Source organism: Terrimonas pollutisoli, from assembly GCF_029360765.1.
In the GTDB taxonomy this organism is placed as follows: Bacteria; Bacteroidota; Bacteroidia; order Chitinophagales; family Chitinophagaceae; genus Terrimonas_B; species Terrimonas_B pollutisoli.
This window is the reverse complement of sequence record NZ_JARKNA010000004.1, coordinates 227617-250543: the sequence shown is the minus strand read 5'-3', so window position 1 is coordinate 250543 and position 22927 is coordinate 227617. Positions and strand designations below refer to the sequence as shown.

The window sequence follows — 22927 nt, the reverse complement described above, 5'->3', positions numbered from 1 at the left end:
GGTATTTGTTTTTCTATTAATTGTTTATACTTAATTAAGAAGACGATTTGAATAACCGGCACCAAATCAGGATTTGCCCGGTTAAACCATTCATCAATCTTCCGCTTTTTGTGTAATTTTTTTTGTGACTTTTAATAAACCTTACTACAGGGACGGGATCACAGAGTTCTTTCTTTGATTGTTCCGATGTTTTATATGAAAATCTATTGATATGGATACTAATGAAGAAATTTTGAATCAGTTACGCCAGGAAATAACCGAGCAAGAGGTAAAAGCGAAAGAAGCTATTAAGAAAGGAATTGTATTTGAAGAGGTAAAGAGAATACGCCGTTATATCAGCTTGCTGAAAACAAAGCTCGATTCTTTTTTGATGCACACGAAAGAACGACAAAACTAGCTTCAGACCTTACTTGCTTCTTTCTATTTAAAATTCAACCGGACCTCAAAAATTTTATAAAAATCCGGGTAGGCGTCGGTTTATATCCCACTTAACCTGTCGACTAAATTGTATAAAAAACAAAAGCCGGTAAAAACCGGCCTTTGTAAAAACTACCAACCAGGGATCACCTGTTCTTTGATATGAGTATTCTCAAACGGATATTGGACAAAAAAATCGAACAATGCAGAATGGAGCCGTAGATTATTTGTAATAAAAAGAATTGCATAGGGTATTAATTGATTTCATTTGCAATATGTCAATCCATCAACGGTAAATTCACAAACCCAAACGCCACCGTCGTTAAATCCTTTCTCATACTCGTCACACTTACCGAACACATCATTTTTTCAGCAACCGGTAGCAACTTGCAGACCTCTGTTTCAACAGCTGGCGTATCGGACAAATGATCGGTCACATACATCATCACAACATGACCATATGCTTTTGCCGTTAACCGGATACAATTGTCCCTGGCATGAAAAACAACTACTGACAACAACGCCTCCAACATCATTGTTAACATACCCTGGTCTGTAGCCAGCGGCAAACGGGCTGGGACATCATTGATAAAACTAATTTTGTTCAACACTGCTTTAGTGGTAATGGTGTTGAGCAAGCCTGAGGTAAACTCGTGGAGGTCCGCCGGCTGATTGACAACCGGCGGGATTTCCGGGATAGTGTCAGTTAACATGGTTTACAACGGATAGGGATTTTAGGACATGGTCTGAATTTTTCACAGGGCAGGTTATCCTTGCTATGACGATACAAAGTAAGTAACAAACTGAGCCGGAAAAAATAGAGTGTTCTATGATTCGGCCGTCATTAACTGACCGCCCGATTTGTAGAATATAATTGACTAAACACTAAGTATTTTCACTGTAAGAAACCTTTACAACCGCGAACTTTTTTGCAAGTACCCCTGTCCTAATCTTACTGAAAAATGATTCGACAGCAATTGTTATTCGATATTCAATATCGTTTTACTTAAGGTCTTTTTATTGAAAATTGAGCGTTGAGCATTGAACATTTCTTCAGCAGGAATAAATGTTCAAATATTCTCCCGATAGCCATCGGGATCAATGTTCAATTCTGGTTTCCTTAAGTAAACGACATTGATCCGATACTATTAATATTTATTGGTACCGGGCTTGATGTCTATGTTGTCAGTCCCTCCTGCCCAGGATACGGCCAGCTTTATCGCAATATTGGATTCAATCAGCAGTTGTGGCTTTTGTTTTGCATTGCTACGATTTGCACAACGAAATGAAATAAGACCATCCTTACCCACCGGGTATTTATCGATGCCATGTTCTTCTGTCAAATTGATATCCCATTTTATCAACTGTTGTTGAATATTGGCTGTTACTCCAAAAATAGATTCAATTAAAATGGAAATAGGAACAAGCCCGGTCCAGCCGATGAAATCCGGGCGGGCCAAAAAACCAGGAGCAGCAGATTCGGGAGCATAATATTCAAAAAAAGTCTTCTCCTTCTTATACACTTCCCCTACTTGCTGATGATGTTTGATAGCCAGATCGAAGGCCATTGCGCCGAAGTTTTTCTTCTTCAATCCTGTTATGACCATATAATTTGCAGGAGCCCACACACCTCCCTGCCAATAACGTCCGTCTGCCTGGTATTTCTCATGATCGGCAGGCATGGATGGAATGGGATGTTTTCTTGCAAAAGTTTTTGGATCTTTTAAATGTGCGACAAAACGTTGGAGTTCTTCTGGCATAAGTATATCTGTCCATAGCGCCCAATACGCCCCTATACTTTTCAAAGTTCCTTTGGAGCCATCTGCATAACGATCATAAAAAAAGGATGTCTTTGGATCCCACAATTTTTCCCGGATATATTTTCTAAGAAATTTTGTTTCTTCTTCGATGTCTTCAATCTCCTGCCATCTTTCTGTATAAAAACCAAAATCTACCAGGATCTTACCGATAAACAATTGTTGTAAACAGGTATCAAGCCAGGTCATGTGTCCATTCGAATAAATCGGGTTGTACTGTTTCGGCACCCGTGGCTGATTATCCATCCCGGTTCCCCATCCGCTCGACCAGTAGGACCCATCCTGCCAGGTGCGGTATAGTTTCAGCCATTGATAATATCCGCAGAGTACAGGAAAAATTTTATGAATCCTGTTCAAATCCCCGAACTGGTGATAATACTCCAGTTCACTCCAGGGAATAAGGTTGGGGCCTGTGCTCGTAGGATCGAAACGGTGAAAACAATCACCCCCGGTTTGACCCCAGATTTCCCGACAAATAAAACCATCGGGATGTTGCTTGCAATAGAAATTGTTCAATGTTTGCTGAAAAGGATATGCTTTCGATCCGTAACGGGCAAACATGGTGATAAAAGCAGAATCCCACATGAATATATTTCCGTTGTAAGCTGTATCAATATAGGAACAGATAAAACCTGATTCAGGAGCAGGGTTTTTGATATTTCTAAATGCGATTTCCCAGGCCTTCCAATACATCTCAATAGCAAGATCATTCCCCTTCCACACCGGTGCAGGCAACAATTCCTTTGCTTGTTGAAACGCCGGAGCATCTATAATAGTTGGTTTGGCGTTGCGAAATTCATTCTCGGTTACAAATACATTCTTTACATATGTATTTTTGAATTCACAGCCGCCGGCATCAGCGTTCATCCCAACATTGTCCTTTTTTTTCTCATTTGCTTTCAGCGCAGAAACAGGAACAGCTGTGGAGGCAGCGATCATCACACTGTCCCGTAAAAATTTTCTTCGTGAATCCATGGCAAATAAATTATAAAAGATAAAGGTGATTGGTTAAAAAGCTATCCGTGCTAAGATATCCCCGGCGGCAATATCGTTGCTGCGCAATTGCGCAATTACTACCTCAAAATACGTAATAGAAAATAAATTGACCCGCTAAATATTTTTGAAAAGACGCTACTTTTAATCTCTTAATTACAGGTATTAAATGTACAAACTCATTCCGCTTTTTCTTTTTGTAATTGCGTTGTTCTTTATCCCGGCATGCAAGAAAAATAGTAACCATCTTGTATTGCTTGAACTGCTGCCATCTGAAAAGACCGGTGTTGAATTCACCAATGAAATCAGGGAAGATGAAAATCTGAACATTTTATCATTCGAATATTTTTATAACGGCGCCGGTGTAGGTATTGGCGATTTCAACAAAGATGGTTTGCAGGATATTTTTTTTAGCTCCAACATGGGCCAAAGCAAATTATACCTTAACCGGGGCAATTTTGTCTTCGATGATATCACTGATTCATCAGGAATCAACACCACCGGTAAATGGGCATCAGGTGTTTCCATTGTAGACATTAACCAGGATAGCCTGCCGGATATTTATCTATGTTTTGCAGGTCCGCACGGTCCGGAGAAAAGAGCCAATTCACTGTACATTAATAACGGTAATAGCACTTTCACTGATAAAGCTGTTGAATATGGATTAGCGGATACCGGGCACAGTGTGCAGGCTGTTTTTTTCGATTATGACAGGGACCAGGACCTTGATATGTACCTGCTCACGAATATTACAGATGAAACGGGCCCCAATATCATCCGGCCCAAACGCAACAATGGGGAAATGGCCAATACCGACCGCTTGTATCACAATAATGGTAATAACACTTTTACAAATGTTTCAAGAGAAGCCGGTATAACCAAGGAAGGCTATGGGTTAGGCGTTTCTGTCGCCGACATCAACGAGGACGGATGGCCCGATATTTTTGTTTCAAACGATTACATTTCCAACGACCTGTTATACATCAATAATAAAAATGGAACATTCAGCGATGTGGCTGGCGTTGTTTTTAAACACACCAGTTATTCCGCCATGGGGAACGATATTGGTGATATAAACAATGACGGAAAACCTGATCTTATCGAGGTTGATATGCTGCCTCCTGATAACTATCGAAAAAAAATGATGCTGGGTTCAACGAACCATGACCGCTATCGCTCAGAATTGCAATACGGGTATGACCCGCAATTCATGCGAAATACACTGCAACTGAATCGTGGCATTAATGAAAACGGCATTCCTGGCTTCAGTGAGATTGGCCAACTATCGGGAATAGCCGCTACTGACTGGAGTTGGAGTGCTTTGCTTGCCGATCTTGACAATGATGGCTGGAAAGACCTGGTGGTTACGAACGGTTATCCGCGGGATATTACCAATCGTGACTTTATTACCTATAGAGCGCAAAGTGGAAATACAGATTTATTTGCAGCGCTACAAAAACTTGATGGTGCATTGCTCCACAGTTTTGTTTTTCAAAATCAAAAAAATCTTATTTATAAAGACGTATCTGCTGAATGGGGCATCTCTAAAAGTGCTTATTCAAGCGGCGCTGCTTATGCAGACCTCGACAATGACGGCGACCAGGATCTGATCCTTGTAAATACCGGCACTCCGGCTGACATATACCGAAACAATGCCGATAGTTTAAAACAACATCATTCTATAAGCATTGCATTGAAAGGCCCTCCCGGAAATATCGATGCATTTGGAACAAAAATTAATTTGTATGCCAATGAACTGGCATTGTACCAGGAGTATAACCCGGTGCATGGATACCAGTCATCTGTTGCTGGTCCTATTCATTTTGGAATTAACAAGGAATCAAAAGCAGACTCCGTTATCATTACATGGCCGGACGGAAAAATAACCCGGTTATATAATATCAAGGCTGATCAGCAAATTCAAATCGTTTATTCTACCGGCAATTTTTCCAACAAAGAATCAGGTAAGCAGGATGAAATAATTTTTCAACGGGTGAACAAGCAATACAACATTCATTTCCGGCATAAAGAAACGCCTTATACCGATTTCAACATACAACCTTTGCTGCCGCACAAATTTTCGCAAAGTGGACCAGGTATTGCGGTTGGCGATATGAACGGAGATGGCATGGATGATTTTTTTGTGGGCGGCGCTTATCATCAATCCGGAGAACTCTTCTTTCAACAAAAAAGTGGCAATTTTATTTCAATCCCATTGGAGAATAGAAAAAAATCCGAAGAAGACATGGGCGCATTGTTATTTGATGCGGATAACGATAAAGACCTTGATCTGTATGTGGTGAGTGGTGGTAATGAATTCGCGGCTGGCTCTAAGTATTACCAGGATCGTTTGTACAGCAATGATGGGCACGGTCGCTTTAAACTTAACACGGATGCTTTACCTGCTGAAAACTCAAGTGGATCCTGTGTTACAGCAAGCGATTTTGACCGGGATGGTGATCTTGATCTATTTGTAGCTGGCAAAATAAATCCACAACATTATCCCGAAGGAGGAAATAGTTTTTTATTGGAAAACAGGGCTGGAAGGTTTATTGATGTAACCGATGAAAAGGCTCCCGGCTTAAAAAATATCGGGATGGTAAATGCTGCGATTTGGTCAGATGTAAATAATGATCACCGGCCGGATTTAATTGTAGCGGGTGAATGGATGCCTGTTACCGTATTCACAAATGAACAGCAACAGTTCAGGAATGTGACACGACAATTTGGACTGGAGAATACAGTGGGTTGGTGGAATAGCATCCATGCCGGCGATTTCAATCGTGATGGAAGAATGGATTTTATCCTCGGCAATTTAGGTAGCAATAGCCGCTATACCACTTCGGCAACAAATCCCCTGACCATTTACACCAATGATTTTGGAAACGTAGGGAATCGCAATCCGGTTATCACTTATAAAGAAAAAGGGAACAGTTACCCTATCCATCCGCGGGATGACATGATGATGCAGTTACCCGGCCTGAGAAAGAAATTCCCCCTGTATGATGATTATGCCAAAGCGGGCATCACTGATTTATTTTCACCGCAGACTTTACAACAAGCGAAGATGGTGACCGCAAATACTTTTCAATCTGTGATATTGCTGAATAATGGCAACCAACCCTGGGCTATTTCACCACTTTGTGTCGAAGCGCAATTTGCGCCGGTATTTGGCATCCTTGTCAATGATTACGATGCAGATGGGTTTGAGGATATATTGCTTACCGGAAACTTCTATGGAACTGAAGTAATCAACGGACAGTATGACGCATTCAAAGGGCTTTTCCTGCAAGGGAATGGCCAGGGAGAATTTAAAGTCAAAGAGAATGGCTTTCGTGTTGAAGGCGATGGCAAAGGCCTTGCGGAAATTTTGCGGACAAATAATACATCTATCATCCTGGCGGCATTGAATAATGATTCCCTGGTTGCAGTAGAATGTCGTTCTCCTAACAAAGGTCTTCGAATACTGAAAGCAAGCGCTGATGATGCGGTAGCGATTATCCAGCTTGACAATGGAAAAACAATCAAACAGGAATTTTATTACGGTTCCGGCTATTTATCCGGCACTGCAAGATATCTGCGACTACCAGGCAATGTGAAATCGGTGGAGCTATACAATTACAAAGGCGTGAAAAGAAAATTATCGTTTTAACGTGAGTTTGGGATGTTTTTCAATGATAAATGCCTTTCATTGCCCGTTAGGAACTGATGGTGGGTTGATATTATAAATGTTTGCACCCGGAGGTTGTCTGAAAAGTGTTTAGTAGCACGAAGGACACTAAGAAAACACAAAGGGCACAAAGAAACCAGTACTTGTGTTCAAACGTTGTGCCTGCCTGCCGGCAGGCAGGTTCTTTGTGTCCTGCGTTGTGTCCTTTGTTCTCCGCAAATTAATGTCATTTTAATTCAACAGAATCGATCCTGGTAAAGTAACGAACCTCATATCTTACCTGGTTCTTTCCGGGAAATAAAAACTTTCTGTTTTTTTTAAGTGCCATCCTGTTTTTGTCGAGATGAAGGATAATAAACTCGGAACGTTGATTACCCGATGTATCAGTCAAGGTCAACATTGAATCCGTTAAGTTATACCGGTATTCCAACTGCTCCCCCATACCCTTTCGCAACACCGTATTGTTTTTTCGGTATTCATACACTTCCTTCGGATATGGATTTGTATTGGTAAAACTAAACCCGTTATAATTATCATAAATAGAATCCATACGCCAGTTGCCGATGATTTGTACATCAGGCGATGGATTGCAGGATGTGCATAGGATACATAACATCCCTATAAAAAATTTTACAGTTATTCCTGAACTCATTAAATAAATGATAATTGCTTCTTAAAAAAAATCCCTGTCCTTGTGTCTAAGTTAACACATGAACAGGGACCCGTAATTAATAATTGTTATTGAAAATCGGGATTTTGTATCAGCACGCCATTACTCAAATCAATTTGCCGTTGAGGTATAGGAAAGAGATAATTTTTCGGCCGTTGAAAATTTCTTCCGGGTTTAAACTGCCCGCGATTTTTTGCATAATGCGTTTTGAGATCTATTAAACTGGCTCTGTCCCAACGCATCAAATCCTGGTGTCTTTCATTCTCTCCGGCCAATTCAACTCTTCTCTCGTGAATCAATTGCGTCATCGTAGCATTGGTGACATTGCTTAAACCGTTTCGGCTTCGTAATTTATTTATTTCATTATCACCGTTTGCTCCCGACCTGATCTTAGCCTCGGCAACGAGTAAGTATACATCCGCCGATCTGAGCATGGGTATATTCATATTATTATCTAAACCACCATCAGGTCTCCAGCTTACGTTTTTCCTGAAAAAATATCCTGTGTTAGTAAGACCAACGGGAACGGGTTGCGGTCCGCCATTTGACGCACCCGGATCTATAATATCTCCTACTTTTCCAATAGAGTAAGTCAATCTTTCATCACCGGTCTCGAACTCATCTGCCAGGTCTTTGATGGGTTCTGTAAATCCCCATCCGCCCCATGGCCTCGGAGCCGCATAAATTTGCTGAACGTTTTCTGTCCAGCCGTCCGTACACTGGATAGCAAATAACATTTCGGGATTGTTCTTCGTATCTGGTTTGAAGTTGTCGCCAAAGCTCGGAGCAAGTGCATACGGTCCGGTGATGACTTTGTTACCGGTTTCAATCGCCTTGGCCCAGTTTTGCTGGTACACATAAAACTTGGTAAGATATCCCCATGCCGAACCTTTTGTTGCTCTGCCCAAATTAGCCGCATCATGTTGCACTGGTAAAAGATCTGCCGCCTTTGTCAAATCAGATTCAATAATTGCTTTCATTTCATCCGCTGTTCCTTTCGGCACGTTGTAAGTATTGCTAAGCACATTTTCTTCTTTGATGATAGGAACCTGGCCGTAGATCCGGTAAAAGTGCCAATAAATAAATCCCCTGATAAAATGAGCTTCCCCGAGTATCCTATCTTTCAACGTTTGGTCCATATCGATATCCGGAACATTAATAAGCACCGCATTGGCCCGGGAGATCACTTCGTATTTCCGGGACCAACTTTCATTGAGCTGCGGATTGCTGGGTTCATAGGTAAATTCTTCAATGGCCTGGTCCTCGGGATGGTCACCGGCTCTCCACATGTCATCTGAACATATATCCCAGGTAAACTCGGTATGGGCAAACATATATTCATCACCCAAAAATGAATAAAGTGCATTGGAAGCTGAAATAGCATCATCTGCATTGCGCCAGAAATCTGCTGATGTGGACTGACCATAAGGTGTTGAGTCCAGGAGATTTTTTTTACAGCTGCTTATTGAAAGAGCTGTCAATAAGACCATTCCGCTTTTTATTATTATATGTTTCATGTTAGTTAGTTCGTTAATCAGTTAAAAAGTAACGTTGACACCAAAAGCCCATGAACGTGATTGCGGGTATTGTGCAAAGTCTACATTGATTTGTTTATTACCATCGGTGTAACCCAGTTCAGGATCCAATCCATTATATTTTGTGATGATAAATACATTTTGTCCCGTGATATAAAATCTTGTACGGCCAATGCCCAATTTGTCAGTGATCTTTTCATTCAACGTATAACCGAGTACGAGATTTTTTAAACGGAAGAAGTCGCCTTTTTCAATAAACATGTCGGAAGTGCGGTAGTTCCTGTTATTCCGGCGTGTTGTCATTCTTGGAATTGTGTTACTGGTATTGGGACCTGTCCAACGATTAATTGTCTCTGCATACATATTGAATGAATAGGTAGGATCTATCCCCTGCATTCTGTCCGCATTATAAATTTCCAAGCCTGCATTGCCCAGGAAAAACAATCCCAAATCAAATCCTTTATATCCTATGTCCGCATTCAAGCCATACACTACAGAAGGATGAGGACTGCCTAGTTTAACCCTGTCCCTGTCATCAATCAACCCATCGCCGTTTGTATCAATAAACCTGACATCACCGGGTTCAATCAATCCACCCGTCCTTCTTGGATCGTTGGCAATATTTGCATCTTTATTGATTTCATCTGCTGTCTGGTACAAGCCGTCTGTTTTCCATCCCCAGAAAATACCAATGGGTTCTCCTTCGTAGGTCCTGGAAATTTCTTCATTGGGTCGACCATACGTTTGCGAGCCAATGAAATTCCCATCATATAATTTTGTCACTTTATTCCTGATGAAAGATGCATTACCACTTATGCTATAACTAAGTTCTCCCAGCTTATTGCGATAAGAAAGGTCAACCTCTACCCCGCTATTTTTAAGCACACCTAAGTTTTGATCCGGAATAGATAAAGTACCAACGGTTCCGATAGTAGGCGGTGAAAGCAACATATCGCGGGTGGTCTTATCGAAATAGTTCAGCGACACCTGGAAGCGGTTGTTAAACAACCCGGCGGTAAGACCAATATTGGTCATCTCTGCCGTTTCCCAGGATATATTGAGATTGGGTAAGCGGGTTTGTGTTGCTGAAGAAACCGTATTGTTATTAAAGGAGTATCTTCCACCATTACCAATTGTTGCCAGGTATTGCAATCCGCCAACATTCTGGTTACCTAATTGGCCCCAGCCAGCGGTTAATTTTAACTCATTGATAAAACTTACATTGAAAAATTCTTCCTGTGATATTCTCCAGCCGGCAGAGAAGGCGGGAAAGTATCCCCATTTATTTCCTTCGGCAAATTTGGAAGAGCCGTCCGCACGAAATGTTCCTGTAAATAAATAACGATTTTTATAATCATAGTTTACTCGTCCGAAAACAGATTGTAATGCATCATAGTAACGATTGCCGGAGATACCGCCGAGTGATTGTCCTGCATCCAAATAACGTTGATTAGGATCTTCATTGAGAAAGTCCCGCTTGCTCGCGGAAAATACATCGCCATCAAAAGTTTGCGCAGTGTACCCGCCTACTACATCCAGTTTATGTTTATTGGCAAATACTGTATTATAAGAAAGAAAGTATTCACCCAGCAAAGAATAGGACTCACTAAAACTCTTATTAAGCGAGTTATTATTGGTAGTACGTGTTTGATCAGTAACAATAATATTGAAGTTGCGGCCGGTATAATGATTTCCATCGAGACCCAAATTCACTTTCAACTTCAGGCCTTTTACTATCTGGTATTCCGCATTCAAATTTCCAAGCAGGCGGGTATTGATATTGGATGCATCCACACTATTGGCGGTAAAAACCGGGTTATTGATATCACCATATTCATTGGAAGCCTTTGATGTGCCCCAGGTGCCATCATCATTTATTACCGGTATAAACGGCATGAAACGAATAGCACTCCAGATCAAACCGTCTTGTGCAGATGTTGTGTTAAGGCTATTATCATTGGAGCGGGTCAATTGAAGACTTTGCCCGATCTTTAGTTTTTTGCCAACCTTGTGATCGGAGTTAAGACGGAAACTATATCTTTTAAAATAAGAGTTGGTAATAATACCTTTCTCATCATAGTAGCCGGCTGATAACATAAATGATGATTTCGCAGAACCACCGGTAAGGTTAACATCTATATTATTTACTTTTCCGGTTTGAAACAATTCATCCTGCCAGTTGGTGCGTTGAACTTTGTTAGAAGGATCATCCCATACAGAATTGACCGTTAAACCATCATTGGTATAACGTTCTCTTTTTAGTTCTACCAAAGATGCTGCATCCAGCATATCAATCGTGTTTCCTACTTTCGAAAAACCGGTATAAGCGTTCACACCTACGCTGGTAGGTTGTTCAAAGTTGCCGCGTTTGGTTGTTACAATTAAAACTCCGTTAGCAGCACGTGTACCATAGATCGCAGATGCGGAAGCATCTTTCAATACTTCGATAGAAGCGATGTCATTAGGATTAACTGAATTCAGATTGCCAGCAGGCACACCATCAATAATAATAAGTGGCTCTGCATTGTTGATAGTGCCGGTACCACGGATACGTATAGATCCTGTATTACCAGGGCTTCCTCCGTTTCTCACCACATTTACACCGGCAGTGCGGCCCTGTAATGCCTGTACAGCGCCGGATACGGGTAGATTTTCAAATTCTTTTCCTTTAATGGAAGCGACAGCACCCGTAACATCCCGCCTGGTTTGCGTACCATAACCTACAACTACTACTTCACCAAGGCCGGTTACGCTTGTTTCGAGTGGTAAATCAATAACCGATCTTCCATTAATAGCCACTTCTGCCGTTGAATAACCGGAACTTGAAAATACTAATACGGAATCACCGGCAGCTAACGTGATTGAATACACACCAGCATCATTAGAGACTGCCCCCCTGGTGGTTCCCTTTACAGTTATGTTGACATTGGGAATTGGCTGGCCGGAGCCCTGGTCAGTTAGTTTACCTTTAACAGTGGATTGTGCGATGGCTATCGCACAACTTAACATAGTCAAAGCAAAAACCAATACAGGTCTTCGCATATGCGTTATTATCATATTTTTTGGGTATTTGTCAGTTAATTTGGTGAAATGCATAGTATGGCAATACATTTTATAGTGCTTCCCGTAATCGGAACATTTGAAGCATTCATTCAATAAGACAGTTATCGTTTTTCTTTCCTAAAGATAAATTCCACTGATTGGGGAACAATGCGCAAATGCGTATATTAACCATCTATTTGCGCAAGGCCATCATTTGATAGCAAAAAAATAATACGCTGCGCATTTTGAAGAGATTACTGCGCAATTGAACCAATTGTTTTGTAAAGGCAAGGATATATTTGTTGAAAGAACCTATAAAAATTTCCCTTTATTTTATTCAATTCATAGCAAATCATGATCATTGGAATTGATTTGGGAGGCACGAATGTCAGGGCTGGTTTGGTTGACAATGGCACGATCCTTCAAATTCATCAGTCGGAACTTTCCGAAAAAAATTCATTAGAGAGCACTCTTCAACAATTGTTCTCCAGTATTTCTTCTTTCACCAACTATAATATAGAGGGAATCGGTATCGGCGTTCCGTCGATAGTGGACACGAAAAAAGGAATTGTCTATGATGTCGTCAATATTCCTTCCTGGAAAAAAGTTGATCTGAAAAAAATACTGGAAGATAAGTTTAGCATCCCGACCTATGTAAACAATGATGTGAATTGCCTGGCTCTCGGCGAGCAGTTATTTGGACAGGCTTCTTCTTTTTCTTCTTTTGTGACGATTGCTATCGGTACAGGTCTTGGTGCGGCCATTGTCATCGATCATAAATTGTATGAAGGTGTACAATGCGGATCGGGTGAAATAGGCTATATCCCATACCTGGATAAAAACCTGGAGTTTTATGCCAGCGGCGCTTTTTTTGAAACCTTTTCCACTACTGCCCACGCCGCTTACCAGGCTGCTGTAAACAAAGATGAGTCAGCCTTACAAATGTGGTCATCTTATGGTCATCATTTGGGACAGGTAATGAAGGTGATATTATATACCTATGCACCCGAAGCTATATTTATTGGCGGCAGTTTGTCTAATGCCTTTTCTTTTTTTGAGACTTCCATGTATCAAAGCATGAGTGATTTTATTTATCCTGGCCTGCTTAAACAAGTACGCATACTTCCTTCTTCAGTAAAAAACATTGCCATTTTAGGCGCCGCTGCTATGGCCTATTCCAGGCAATGAGTGAGGGTATAGTCCTAAATTTTGGCAGTATTGGGTTTTTCGCTGCTACAATTAATGAACGCTGCATCCCCTCCGTCGGGGTAGAAGTGATTTCGCATAAAGGAAATTCAATTGGGCCTGGCGATAAATGTCTGGCTCCGGCCGAAGCGTCGTAGGTGGGTTTTAAAAAAGCGAAAATTGGGGACGCCCCATGAATAAGTGTAATAAAACTAAATTCTTCAAATTGTACTAAGTTTGAATGAAAGCACCTGCTACTGTAATGCACAAGATTATTTTGTTGTTCGATATCTCTGAACAATATGGTCAGAGCCTTCTATCAGGCATCGTGAATTATTATAAAGAAAATGAACCTGCTTTATTTTGCAGGATGCCCATTTATTACCGGGAAAAAATTGGCATTAAAGGAATATTGAAGTTTGCAAAGGAATGGGGCGCACAGGGAATCATAGCGCAATTGGATAATACCCGCGATGTAAAAAAAATTGCAGACTCAGGTATCCGGTTAATATTGGAAGATTTTAAAGAGCGGTTTGACGAATATCCTAATATTACCGGCGGGTATTATGAAACAGGTCAAATGGGTGCGGAATATTTTGTAAAAAAAGGATTCAAACATTTTGCCTTTTATGGCTTTCGGGATATTGTCTGGTCGAGGGAACGTTTGGAAGGTTTTGAAGAATATTTGAATGCACGTGGTTTTGAAGTATACAATTTTGAACATGAGGAAATACACGTGACGGATTTTTGGCTTTACAGGCCTTCAGCGTTGAGTAAATGGTTAAAATCGCTTCCCAAGCCGATTGCAATCATGGCTTGCGATGATGCCCGGGCGCAGCATATTACTGAAGCCTGCAAACATGCCAATATCAAAATACCGGAAGATGTAGCGGTACTGGGAGTAGACAATGATGAAATGACCTGCAACCTGTCAGATCCTCCCATATCAAGTATCAGCCTTGACACAGAGAAGGGCGGATATGAAGCAGCCAGGCTAATGGATATGATGCTTCGTGGAAAAATAAAAAAACCAAGGAATGTGATGGTGATGCCTACTTATATTGTCACCCGTCAATCTACCGACATCACGGCTACCACCAATGCGCATATTGCCATCGCTTTGAATTACATTCATAAAAACATAGAGAAGAACATCAACGTGAGTAATGTTTTGACGCAAATTCCTACCTCGCGGCGATCGCTTGAAAAGAGGTTTTATGAAGTAACGGGAACCAGTATATACCAGTATATATTGAAATTAAAGATGCAACGGTTCTCGCAGCGTTTGCTGAAAACAGATAAGAGAATTTCTGAAATTGCTCTCGATGCAGGTATAACGCTCACCAATAATTTATCACGTCAATTCAAGCAAATTCACGGCTGCAGCCCGGGTGAATACCGGAAGAAACATTTGCCGAATAAGTAGGGGTATCTATGATTTATAATTAATGATGCGGGTGTACACAGCACAGCCCTGGATTTCTTTTTTTAACAACACTAAGGCGGAGGAAATTTTGTTGTGATATGCCGGCACCGTGATCAGGAGACCTGTGATATACATTTTTAGGAGTATGGAGTTTATAAATAATTTTTCTTCTTTTCTTTTTCCCTTAGATGGAGTAACAAAAAGATCAAGGCAAAACACCGACGCTCCGCGGGTTTTTGCCAAGCCAACGCACATGAAACGCTGATGGCTTGTATGTCGCCTTTGCTTTTGGCGGGGAAGGACGAAGACTCCGCATCGTGCTATTCAAAGCAACTGGAGGCGCTGCTTTTTCGCCTGCAGTGTCTACAGCAGGACGAGTTTGATTTGAGTCTTCCTTCCTTTTCACTAAACTTTCATTTATCAGAATAACCAAATGATTTAGAATCACCCCTTTCTTTTCCGAGTATCCGTTATGAATATTTGGCAACCGATGTCTGTTTGTGTTTTTGTGCGTTAGCCCTCGACTTGTTAAAGAATAAATATAGTTTTCCCTTCCTTTATGAAAACCCAGATTAATGATTTTTCCACGTTTAGCAGTTGGTTGAACTTATTATCTCTAATTGAATACGAGTTGACATAAAATGAGGCATCAGAAAAAAATAGTTTATCATCGCTTAAATACATTTGATTACCACTTAAATCAAATTTTTTGTCGAATTTTTTGCCCACGCAGGTGTTGGCCAAAAAAAACACGCCGAGGTTGGTGTTTTTCACCAACCGCACAATCTAAAGTTTTCTAACTATCAATACAACAAATTCTATATTTTCATATGCAGAATGCCGGCTTTTATCACAGAATATCCACAATTTTTTACAGCCACAAATCTGGAGTGGAAGAAACTGCTTGAACCTGATAAGTATAAAGATATTATAATAAGCAGTTTTCAATTTTTGGTAGAAGATAAGCGGATAAAGCTATATGCTTTTGTTATTATGCCCAATCATATCCATCTTATCTGGCAGATGGAGCCTTTGATACATCCGCAGCATGTACAACGGGATTTCCTGAAGTACACAGCGCAGAAAATCAAACATGATTTGCGACAGCATCACCCGGCCGTATTGGAACGTTTCAGGGTGGATGCGGCTGACAGAGAGTACCAGATATGGGAACGAAATCCTTTAAGCATTGAATTAAGAACAGATACGGTTTATCGGCAGAAGCTTGACTATATTCATTGGAATCCTGTAAGAGCCGGAATTTGTGGGTTTCCGGAGGAATATAAATATTCTTCGGCTTTATTTTATGAGACAGGCGTAGATAATTGGGGGTTTCTTTCTCATCACAGGGACTGACCAGATTGCGGAATGAAACTATGGATAAAGGCATTTATTTCTCAAATAGTCTTACAGCAATGCGGTTGGTGAAAAACACCAACCTCGGCGTTCGGCGTATTCTTTTTCGGAAGACCAACATGAGCGAAACCGTCCAGTTGACATTGCCGATCTTTTCGGCTACATCGGTTTTTAGATTCCCTATCCTGTCATAGGTGTAGTTGTTGGCTGACTGGTTGTCGATATCAACCGTATAGTTGCTGATGCTGACAGCATCTCGTACATGGTTCAGCCTGTTATTGACCAGGTTGCCATTTACATCCCGGTTATATTTATAACCGAGGCTGTCCATATCCAATGGGCCCCCTCCGGCTCCCCCGGGTGGGGGAGGGTCATCGGCGCCATGGCGCAGGTATTTTAAAATATTGCCATTGGCATCGTAGCTGATCCGCTCTTTATTCCCGGACAAAGACGCATCGATTAATTCCTTGCGTTGGAAATAATATTTTGACAGTCGTAAACTCATGAGGTCGTTGTATCCAGTAATCGCCGGTGGTAATTAATCTGACCGAGATGATAGCTCAAATGCGCGGCAAGATGAACAAGTAAATATTCGGTTGATGTTTTTTCAGCAAACACCAATAATGGATATTCCTCCTGCAATTTGTCAGCAGACAGCTGGCGTAAGGTTAGATCAACAATATTTCTTGTTTCAGTGATCATCGCCAATAGTTCAGCTTTGGGTACTCCCTTTTGCGAAAATTCCAGGTCACGGTTTCTTGTGTAAGCAAAATTTCCGAGTTCGGCGCCAATATAGGTCTTAAGATTACCTACTAAATGAAGACAGAGATTACCACCCGAATTGGCAATTGCTTTTTCTGTGGCCCAAAGTTTTTTCTCGTCGTTATATTGTTCGATTTCTGCATAAAGTTTTGACAGGTCTCTTTGGAAAATTGAGGCCAGTGTTTCAGTCAGCATACAAGTAAAATAAGTGTCTGATAAAATTTATTCAGTGAATCTTTATTATTTGCTTTTTCAACTGATCTGTCAATTGATCCAGGTAAAAATTGTTGTACCATAAGGAGGGGCTTGCAGAAACAAAATTTTTAAAAAATGGAAGGCAAATACCTCCGTCTATTGCCGGTCCGCCTTACCTGTAGTAATAATATTTAACCAGGCATCTTCATCAATGGCTTTAAGCATATCCAACATCTTTTTGGTGCTTACAAGCAGACTTCGAATATCAGGATATGATTTAACCGGGGCGTAGAAAGCGTTGTAAAAAAAAGAAGTATACATGTTCTCAAGCATTATTTTTTCTTCCAGCGGCATACAGCCGGTCTGAAAACGCTGGGCCAACCGGTTTAAACAGGTAATCCATGCATCCTGCAGCAGGCATTTAGCTAATATGGCTGTCTCAACATTGATCAAAGTCGGGGCTATCGCTAAATCGGAAGTCATAATAGTTAAATTCAACATTTAAGTCAAACTACACTAATCCTTTTGCCAAAATGTGTCATCAGCCAGCCATGGACACAACGTTAAAATAGATATTTATTGATAAATTCCATATTTATCAAACGTTTTTTACAGCAAAAGATTAAAAAAAAATTTCATGGAAAAGCGGGTTTATACGGCATTATGTTTCATGCAGGGTGGCTATACCGTTCTGACAGCATTGTGGGCACTCATCGATATCAAAAGTTTCATGGCGGTAACGGGTCCGAAAACCGATATTTGGCTGGTGAAAACGGTGGCCGCATTGCTGGTTCCGATCGGTACCGGTATCCTGCTTGGCCCGCTTTTAAAAAAGGATTTCTGGATAGTGTTGCTGTTGGGCACATCAACTTCGGCTGGTTTAGCCATAATCGACTTTTATTATACGGCCAATGGAACCATTAGATGGATCTATCAACTGGATGGTTTCATAGAACTTGCGTTTCTGCTTACCTGGCTATTTTTGCTGAGCCGGTTGAACAAAATTTGAACCCTGCTGCCGGCATCCCTCCTTCTTCCTTAAAGATCAATCTTAAAGGCTCCCCTGTTTTTGCTGGTATCAGCTTTTTTGGCATCTCCTGGATAAATAGAACTTCCTTTAACCTCCAACAAAAAGCCGGGCTATGAACAACCCGGCTTGTCGCTAACTAAAACCACTTTCTAATCAGGCATCATCGTCTTCAGTATTATCTTCCTGTTCAGCTTCCCAGTTGATGCTGCCTTCTGCAATTTCTGTAAGACCTGCGTCAGTTTGTTTTTCTTCTTCCAGGGTAGAAGTTAAAATTTCTGCTATTTCTGTTTTACCCATGGTAGTAGCCAGTTGAGCCAATCCACCATAAGCGGCTATTTCATAATGCTCGACCTTCTGAGCAGACATAATGATTCCCGCATCCCTGGTCATACTCCCTTCTTCAGTCTCCTCCACCACGGTCTCTCCTTCCTTAAGCAATCCCTCCATAGCGTCGCATTTTTTTGCCTGCGCCTTCATACCCATCATTTCAAACACCTGCTCCAACCGGGCCACATGCTCTTCTGTCTGCGCAGTGTGTTCATCAATAGCATCCTTAAGCTCCTGCGATGTGGCTGCCTTTTGCATTTTGGGAAGAGCCCTTGTCAAATGTTTCTCAGCCCAGTAAATATCTTTCAGCGAATCCGTAAAAAACTTTTCAAGTTGAGAATTGGATTCATTCCGTGATGAAGAACCAGTTGATCTCCTGGTTCGCACGGTGGCTGACTTCCTGGTTTTTGTGTTTGGCATCGCTATATAATTTTTTGTTTAAAAATTTGTTCAATCATTTGGATGGCACAAACGATATGCCATGAGTAATCCTTGTTTACTATACAATTGATCGGGTGATTATGGGGAGTTTGTTGCACGATAAGTGAGTAAAGCCATCGGTAGTTTAGGCCACAATCGAAAGTATTCAAAAGTCATCTTGCAGTAAACTATGTAACATTCACAGGTATTGAAATAGCAACAAAAATTGACATCGGTTCTTTCATTTTACCATTAGCAGAAATTTTACACGATCGGAAACTGAGTGTCGCAATGCCTGCGGACGGCTGGCCAAGCCAATGCAGCGGGTAAAACTTTTCCTTTTTTGTGGATAATCATAGATCTGTTCATCACCATTTTTTTGTAATTTTTAAACACTAAAATCCATGACAGGATAAGTAGCCAGTTCATTATGTTAGTGTTCGATGTTTTATATGAAAATCTATTGAAATGAACAGCATCGAAGAAAATGTAAATCAGCTATGGCAAAATCGCTTACGGGATAAAATTGGAAGATAAGATATCCTGGAAAACAATTAAGGTTGTAGATGGTGAAATGGAGGTTACAGAAGAATATTTTAAATCTTAGGTTTGACCATGAACGGAGGCAGATTTTATTTGAACAAAAATTTTAATCAACCCAAACAAGCCCTGCTCTGTTTGGTTTTATACATTTTATACGTTTGGCAACTCATTATAGCCGGTCCCTGTGGCGAATGCTTTTCAGCTGATAAGAAATAACCAATAACCTTGGCAGTGATTCCGCTTATCCGGATTATTCTCAGTAGTTGGCAAAGCTCAGATACTTTTATACTTAACTCCATGTGTTTGGGAAAATTTATTCCGAATCCAATCCTTAATGTTTACGAAATTTTTGTCACTGCATTTCATTCGGTAAAAAATGACAACTGCTGAAAATAGTGTAAGCAGCCCTATTACCAGGATTGAAGCATTAATCCCAAATGTGTCGGCAATAACGCCAGTGAGTATTGCGCCAATGGCATAGCCCAAATCACGCCAAAGCCGGAATATACCTAAACTGTTTGCCCTGTCGTCAGGATGAGTATTCTCAGCTACGGTGGCAAGAAAGGTAGGATATACCATAGCAGTGCCGCAGCCAAGAAGCGAAGACAGTATAACAAAGTGTGTCATTGTACCGGCAAATAAAAAAGCGACTAAAGCTATTCCCTGCAATAGCATCCCCCAAAAAAGTAAATCTTTTTTACAGAATTTATCTGCCATCTTACCTGTAAATAATTGTCCTATGCCCCATACAGCAGGATAAATAGCAGTTACAATCCCGATTTGCGCAATGGTAAATCCTTTTGTTGCCAGTAAAATGGGAAATAGCCCCCATGCCATACCATCATTCAGATTATTAATAAGACCAGCTTGTGTGACTGAGCCAAGATTTTCATTTTTCCAGGTGGTTTCCCAAAAGATGTTTTTAAGTTTTGGTATTTTACTCGTTGTTGCTTCTACCGCTATATGGTGTTTTGTATCTTTTATCAGTAACCAACTCCCCAATAAGCCCATTAATGATAAAACAATACCGATATAAAAGGGATATGGTCGCAATCCGTATTCAGAAGCCATCCAGCCGGTGAAAAACGCAACGACTGCTACAGCAAGATATCCGGCAAACTCATTTAATCCCATGGCAAAGCCCCTTTGTTTTTCACCTACAAGGTCTATTTTCATTACCACGGTACTACTCCATGTTAAGCCCTGGTTGATGCCCAGTAAGACATTGGCGGCTACGATCCAATTCCAGTTATCGGCAAACATCAGTATAAACGGAACCGGAATTGCGATCAACCAGCCGATCACAAGCAGGTTCTTTCGGCCAACCTTGTTAGCTAATGCTCCTGTAAAATAATTAGTAATAGCTTTAACAATACCAAATGCTATAATGAATGAAAGAATAGCTGTTTTTGCAGCTATATGAAATTCAACTTCCGCTATTTGTGGTAGAATACTTCGTTCCAATCCTATCATACCTCCAACAAAGGCATTGATGATAACCAGTAATGTAAACTGCCTCCAATTTTCTTTTAACCCTAAAACGACTTTTCTGTCTTCCATTCCTTATTTTGTTTATCAAATTATTTCTTTGCTTCAGTAATTAAGGCCCTCATCGGCGCAATCATTGGTGCTGCACCAAATTTTTCTGCCAACTCTTTTTCTATTGTCATTGTTATCTCTTCAATCCATGCCGGGTTTCGCTTTACGATTTCATTATAAAGAGCTCCTCCCTGTGAAAGTCCGTAAGCGGCTTCTTTTGCTGTTGGACTGATTGCTGCTTTATCAACTCTTTCAATAGTGATTTCAGTGAATCCGGCATTTTGCAAACTTTCTCTTATTTCATTATCATCATTCATAGAAAAAGGAAGCTTATACGTCTCGGGCAACGGCTCTTCCAGGTATTTTTTTACGGTTTTCCTGTGAACATGAGAAGCAGCATTGTGTACAAGCTGATCCCAGGTGCTGAACAATAACACTCCACCGGGTCGTAAAACCCGGTAAGCTTCTGCAAAAGCTTTTGGTTTATCCGGAACGAACATGTAGCCAAAGCAACAGACAACAAGATCAATGCTGTTATCATTAAATGGCAGCTCTTTCGCATCGATGATCTGCCAATCGACATTTACTGCTTTTAATTTTTCTTTTGCTACAGCTAACATATCGGAACTTATATCAGATGCTATAAGCTTTGATGCCGCAGGAATAACTTCCCGCAGATGGCGGGTAACACGGCCTGTTCCACAGGCAATTTCCAAGGCCAGATGAACGGAGGACGGCTCAATACGTTTGGCAATTTCCAGTGCATAAGGTTCAAAAAATATAGGTCCCTGGTATTGGTCAAAATGATGCGGAACGGAGCCGGAAAAACTGAAAGGAGCAGGTGCTGTGTTTTTAATATCCATAATCACTTATTTTAAATTTATGCAATGGCGCAACGATTAGCGCCTGCCTCCAGATCCAATGGATTTATGTCTGAAAAATCGCCTGTTAGATTTTTTTCCACTATTGATAAATAATTGGCGGGAGTAGGCGGTATCTTTTGCAGGAGAAGATCAATAAAATCATTTTCGGAACTTTGCAGTAGCGGTATATTTTTTTTGGCTTCATCTATAGAGGTGCTGATCAACTTACCATCAAACTCAACAGGCTTATTAGTATGTGCCGGAAGTATCAATACCTGATCAGGTAATAAAAGCAGCTTTTTCAACGAGTGATATAATAAAGCTGATTTTTTTCGACTTTCTTCTTCGCTTGCCTTTAGGTCTGGGCGGCCTACACCGTTTGTGAAAAGTGTATCACCTGTGAAGACCACACTGTTTTCTATATAAAAGCTAACGCTTTCGAATGTGTGTCCCGGAGTTGGGAGCGTTTGCAGAGTAATGGTTCCTATGGAAAAAATAGTATCTTCTGTAATTTTATTGAAGGGAAATTGCACCTTATTGGGAACAGGAAGAAATAAGGGAACCCCGAAATGTGCGGATACTTCTTTGGACCTGGAAAGGTGATCGGCATGGATATGGGTCTCAATCACATTTTTAACGGAAAGATTGTATTGTTTTATCAGATGAACATAAACTTCTAACGGAAGTGATGGGTCAACGATAATGGCTTCGGTATTTGAAGAAATGATATAAGACAAACACCCTTTTCCCGTACGCCTGATCTGTACAACTTCAAAATCAGTGAACTGCTTTTGAGCTACATTCCAGGCAGTACCCCATGCTTTCATACCGCCTTCCAGCGACCAGGCTTTAATTCCTTTTTGCCTTAAAGCATCAGAAGCGATCTGGCTCGTCCTTCCCGCTGCACATACCGTTATTACCTTCGTGTTTTCAGGAATCTCTATTTCATCCAATACGGACTTATCACCCTCATTCAAACGCTTATAAGCATCCAGGTAGTGACTGCCCGGTATTTGCCACTCCTCCCGTTGCTCTTTTGGTCTTATATCTAAAACAAACACCGGTTTTTTTTCTTCAAGCCATATCCTTAGGGTTTCAGCATCAATCTTGATTTCTTTATTTTCCATATTGAAATTT

General features: G+C 40.9%; 18 protein-coding genes. 6 read left to right on the top strand and 12 right to left on the bottom strand.

Annotated elements, in window-relative coordinates; genetic code table 11:
• The first annotated feature begins 211 nt into the window (after nucleotides 1–211).
• Nucleotides 212–397: a hypothetical protein gene (locus tag P2W73_RS09695; RefSeq protein ID WP_276501827.1), complete on the top strand. Its 186-nt coding sequence runs from the start codon at nucleotides 212–214 to the stop codon at nucleotides 395–397.
• Nucleotides 398–695: 298 nt separating this feature from the next.
• On the opposite strand, the gene P2W73_RS09690 is transcribed toward P2W73_RS09695, so the two are convergent.
• Both P2W73_RS09690 and P2W73_RS09685 read right to left on the bottom strand, forming a co-directional pair.
• Nucleotides 696–1130, bottom strand: coding sequence for a hypothetical protein (locus tag P2W73_RS09690; RefSeq protein WP_276501826.1), 435 nt, complete (start codon nucleotides 1128–1130; stop codon nucleotides 696–698).
• Nucleotides 1131–1565: 435 nt separating this feature from the next.
• Nucleotides 1566–3209: an MGH1-like glycoside hydrolase domain-containing protein gene (locus tag P2W73_RS09685; protein ID WP_276501825.1), complete on the bottom strand. Its 1644-nt coding sequence runs from the start codon at nucleotides 3207–3209 to the stop codon at nucleotides 1566–1568.
• A 187-nt stretch (nucleotides 3210–3396) separates the two neighbouring features.
• Here P2W73_RS09685 and P2W73_RS09680 point away from each other — a divergent pair, with 187 nt between their 5' ends.
• Nucleotides 3397–6879, top strand: coding sequence for a VCBS repeat-containing protein (locus P2W73_RS09680; protein ID WP_276501824.1), 3483 nt, complete (start codon nucleotides 3397–3399; stop codon nucleotides 6877–6879).
• A gap of 244 nt (nucleotides 6880–7123) precedes the next feature.
• On the opposite strand, the gene P2W73_RS09675 is transcribed toward P2W73_RS09680, so the two are convergent.
• The 3 genes from P2W73_RS09675 to P2W73_RS09665 form a co-directional block, all read right to left on the bottom strand.
• Nucleotides 7124–7513 (bottom strand): hypothetical protein, encoded by a 390-nt coding sequence (locus tag P2W73_RS09675; protein ID WP_276501823.1) that lies wholly within the window; start codon nucleotides 7511–7513, stop codon nucleotides 7124–7126.
• A gap of 122 nt (nucleotides 7514–7635) precedes the next feature.
• Complete coding sequence (locus P2W73_RS09670) at nucleotides 7636–9084, bottom strand: RagB/SusD family nutrient uptake outer membrane protein (protein ID WP_276501822.1); 1449 nt, start codon at nucleotides 9082–9084, stop codon at nucleotides 7636–7638.
• A gap of 21 nt (nucleotides 9085–9105) precedes the next feature.
• A complete protein-coding gene (locus P2W73_RS09665) occupies nucleotides 9106–12159 on the bottom strand; it encodes a SusC/RagA family TonB-linked outer membrane protein (protein WP_276501821.1) in 3054 nt (1017 codons plus the stop codon).
• 339 nt (nucleotides 12160–12498) lie between these two features.
• Between P2W73_RS09665 and P2W73_RS09660 the strand changes: the two genes are divergently transcribed.
• The 3 genes from P2W73_RS09660 to P2W73_RS09650 all read left to right on the top strand — a co-directional run bounded on the left by P2W73_RS09660 (nucleotide 12499) and on the right by P2W73_RS09650 (nucleotide 16111).
• Entirely contained in the window at nucleotides 12499–13332 is an 834-nt protein-coding gene (locus P2W73_RS09660; protein ID WP_276501820.1) for an ROK family protein, read from the top strand.
• Nucleotides 13333–13570: 238 nt separating this feature from the next.
• Nucleotides 13571–14755 carry a DNA-binding transcriptional regulator gene (locus P2W73_RS09655; protein ID WP_276501819.1) on the top strand — a complete coding sequence of 395 codons (1185 nt, stop codon included), beginning with the start codon at nucleotides 13571–13573 and terminating at the stop codon, nucleotides 14753–14755.
• An 837-nt stretch (nucleotides 14756–15592) separates the two neighbouring features.
• Nucleotides 15593–16111 carry an REP-associated tyrosine transposase gene (locus P2W73_RS09650; RefSeq protein WP_276501818.1) on the top strand — a complete coding sequence of 173 codons (519 nt, stop codon included), beginning with the start codon at nucleotides 15593–15595 and terminating at the stop codon, nucleotides 16109–16111.
• A 34-nt stretch (nucleotides 16112–16145) separates the two neighbouring features.
• Here the strand turns inward: P2W73_RS09650 and P2W73_RS09645 are convergent, their stop codons facing one another.
• The 3 genes from P2W73_RS09645 to P2W73_RS09635 all read right to left on the bottom strand — a co-directional run bounded on the left by P2W73_RS09645 (nucleotide 16146) and on the right by P2W73_RS09635 (nucleotide 17551).
• Nucleotides 16146–16616, bottom strand: a complete 471-nt coding sequence (locus tag P2W73_RS09645; protein WP_276501817.1) for a hypothetical protein — start codon at nucleotides 16614–16616, stop codon at nucleotides 16146–16148.
• Complete coding sequence (locus P2W73_RS09640; protein ID WP_276501816.1) at nucleotides 16613–17068, bottom strand: DUF1572 family protein; 456 nt, start codon at nucleotides 17066–17068, stop codon at nucleotides 16613–16615. The genes P2W73_RS09645 and P2W73_RS09640 overlap by 4 nt, the downstream gene beginning before the upstream one ends.
• 156 nt (nucleotides 17069–17224) lie before the next feature.
• A complete protein-coding gene (locus P2W73_RS09635; protein ID WP_276501815.1) occupies nucleotides 17225–17551 on the bottom strand; it encodes a hypothetical protein in 327 nt (108 codons plus the stop codon).
• A gap of 154 nt (nucleotides 17552–17705) precedes the next feature.
• Here P2W73_RS09635 and P2W73_RS09630 point away from each other — a divergent pair, with 154 nt between their 5' ends.
• Nucleotides 17706–18077 carry a hypothetical protein gene (locus tag P2W73_RS09630; protein ID WP_276501814.1) on the top strand — a complete coding sequence of 124 codons (372 nt, stop codon included), beginning with the start codon at nucleotides 17706–17708 and terminating at the stop codon, nucleotides 18075–18077.
• A gap of 174 nt (nucleotides 18078–18251) precedes the next feature.
• Here the strand turns inward: P2W73_RS09630 and P2W73_RS09625 are convergent, their stop codons facing one another.
• The 4 genes from P2W73_RS09625 to P2W73_RS09610 form a co-directional block, all read right to left on the bottom strand.
• Nucleotides 18252–18845: a YciE/YciF ferroxidase family protein gene (locus tag P2W73_RS09625; RefSeq protein ID WP_276501813.1), complete on the bottom strand. Its 594-nt coding sequence runs from the start codon at nucleotides 18843–18845 to the stop codon at nucleotides 18252–18254.
• Nucleotides 18846–19661: 816 nt separating this feature from the next.
• Nucleotides 19662–20948, bottom strand: a complete 1287-nt coding sequence (locus P2W73_RS09620; RefSeq protein ID WP_276501812.1) for an MFS transporter — start codon at nucleotides 20946–20948, stop codon at nucleotides 19662–19664.
• A 20-nt stretch (nucleotides 20949–20968) separates the two neighbouring features.
• Nucleotides 20969–21790, bottom strand: coding sequence for a class I SAM-dependent methyltransferase (locus tag P2W73_RS09615; RefSeq protein ID WP_276501811.1), 822 nt, complete (start codon nucleotides 21788–21790; stop codon nucleotides 20969–20971).
• Nucleotides 21791–21807: 17 nt separating this feature from the next.
• The gene (locus P2W73_RS09610) at nucleotides 21808–22917 is read right to left on the bottom strand and encodes an MBL fold metallo-hydrolase (protein WP_276501810.1); all 1110 of its coding nucleotides are present in this window, start codon (nucleotides 22915–22917) and stop codon (nucleotides 21808–21810) included.
• Nucleotides 22918–22927 lie beyond the last annotated feature (10 nt).

Excerpts from the sequence above, each read along its gene's own strand:
- P2W73_RS09695 (WP_276501827.1), top strand. The coding sequence starts at position 212 with ATGGATACTAATGAAGAAATTTTGAATCAGTTACGCCAGGAAATAACC.
- P2W73_RS09620 (WP_276501812.1), bottom strand. The coding sequence starts at position 20,948 with ATGGAAGACAGAAAAGTCGTTTTAGGGTTAAAAGAAAATTGGAGGCAG.
- P2W73_RS09615 (WP_276501811.1), bottom strand. The coding sequence starts at position 21,790 with ATGGATATTAAAAACACAGCACCTGCTCCTTTCAGTTTTTCCGGCTCC.
- P2W73_RS09640 (WP_276501816.1), bottom strand. The coding sequence starts at position 17,068 with ATGCTGACTGAAACACTGGCCTCAATTTTCCAAAGAGACCTGTCAAAA.
- P2W73_RS09650 (WP_276501818.1), top strand. The coding sequence starts at position 15,593 with ATGCCGGCTTTTATCACAGAATATCCACAATTTTTTACAGCCACAAAT.
- P2W73_RS09645 (WP_276501817.1), bottom strand. The coding sequence starts at position 16,616 with ATGAGTTTACGACTGTCAAAATATTATTTCCAACGCAAGGAATTAATC.
- P2W73_RS09665 (WP_276501821.1), bottom strand. The coding sequence starts at position 12,159 with ATGATAATAACGCATATGCGAAGACCTGTATTGGTTTTTGCTTTGACT.
- P2W73_RS09670 (WP_276501822.1), bottom strand. The coding sequence starts at position 9,084 with ATGAAACATATAATAATAAAAAGCGGAATGGTCTTATTGACAGCTCTT.
- P2W73_RS09690 (WP_276501826.1), bottom strand. The coding sequence starts at position 1,130 with ATGTTAACTGACACTATCCCGGAAATCCCGCCGGTTGTCAATCAGCCG.
- P2W73_RS09630 (WP_276501814.1), top strand. The coding sequence starts at position 17,706 with ATGGAAAAGCGGGTTTATACGGCATTATGTTTCATGCAGGGTGGCTAT.
- P2W73_RS09680 (WP_276501824.1), top strand. The coding sequence starts at position 3,397 with ATGTACAAACTCATTCCGCTTTTTCTTTTTGTAATTGCGTTGTTCTTT.
- P2W73_RS09635 (WP_276501815.1), bottom strand. The coding sequence starts at position 17,551 with ATGACTTCCGATTTAGCGATAGCCCCGACTTTGATCAATGTTGAGACA.
- P2W73_RS09625 (WP_276501813.1), bottom strand. The coding sequence starts at position 18,845 with ATGCCAAACACAAAAACCAGGAAGTCAGCCACCGTGCGAACCAGGAGA.
- P2W73_RS09675 (WP_276501823.1), bottom strand. The coding sequence starts at position 7,513 with ATGTTATGTATCCTATGCACATCCTGCAATCCATCGCCTGATGTACAA.
- P2W73_RS09655 (WP_276501819.1), top strand. The coding sequence starts at position 13,571 with ATGAAAGCACCTGCTACTGTAATGCACAAGATTATTTTGTTGTTCGAT.
- P2W73_RS09660 (WP_276501820.1), top strand. The coding sequence starts at position 12,499 with ATGATCATTGGAATTGATTTGGGAGGCACGAATGTCAGGGCTGGTTTG.
- P2W73_RS09610 (WP_276501810.1), bottom strand. The coding sequence starts at position 22,917 with ATGGAAAATAAAGAAATCAAGATTGATGCTGAAACCCTAAGGATATGG.
- P2W73_RS09685 (WP_276501825.1), bottom strand. The coding sequence starts at position 3,209 with ATGGATTCACGAAGAAAATTTTTACGGGACAGTGTGATGATCGCTGCC.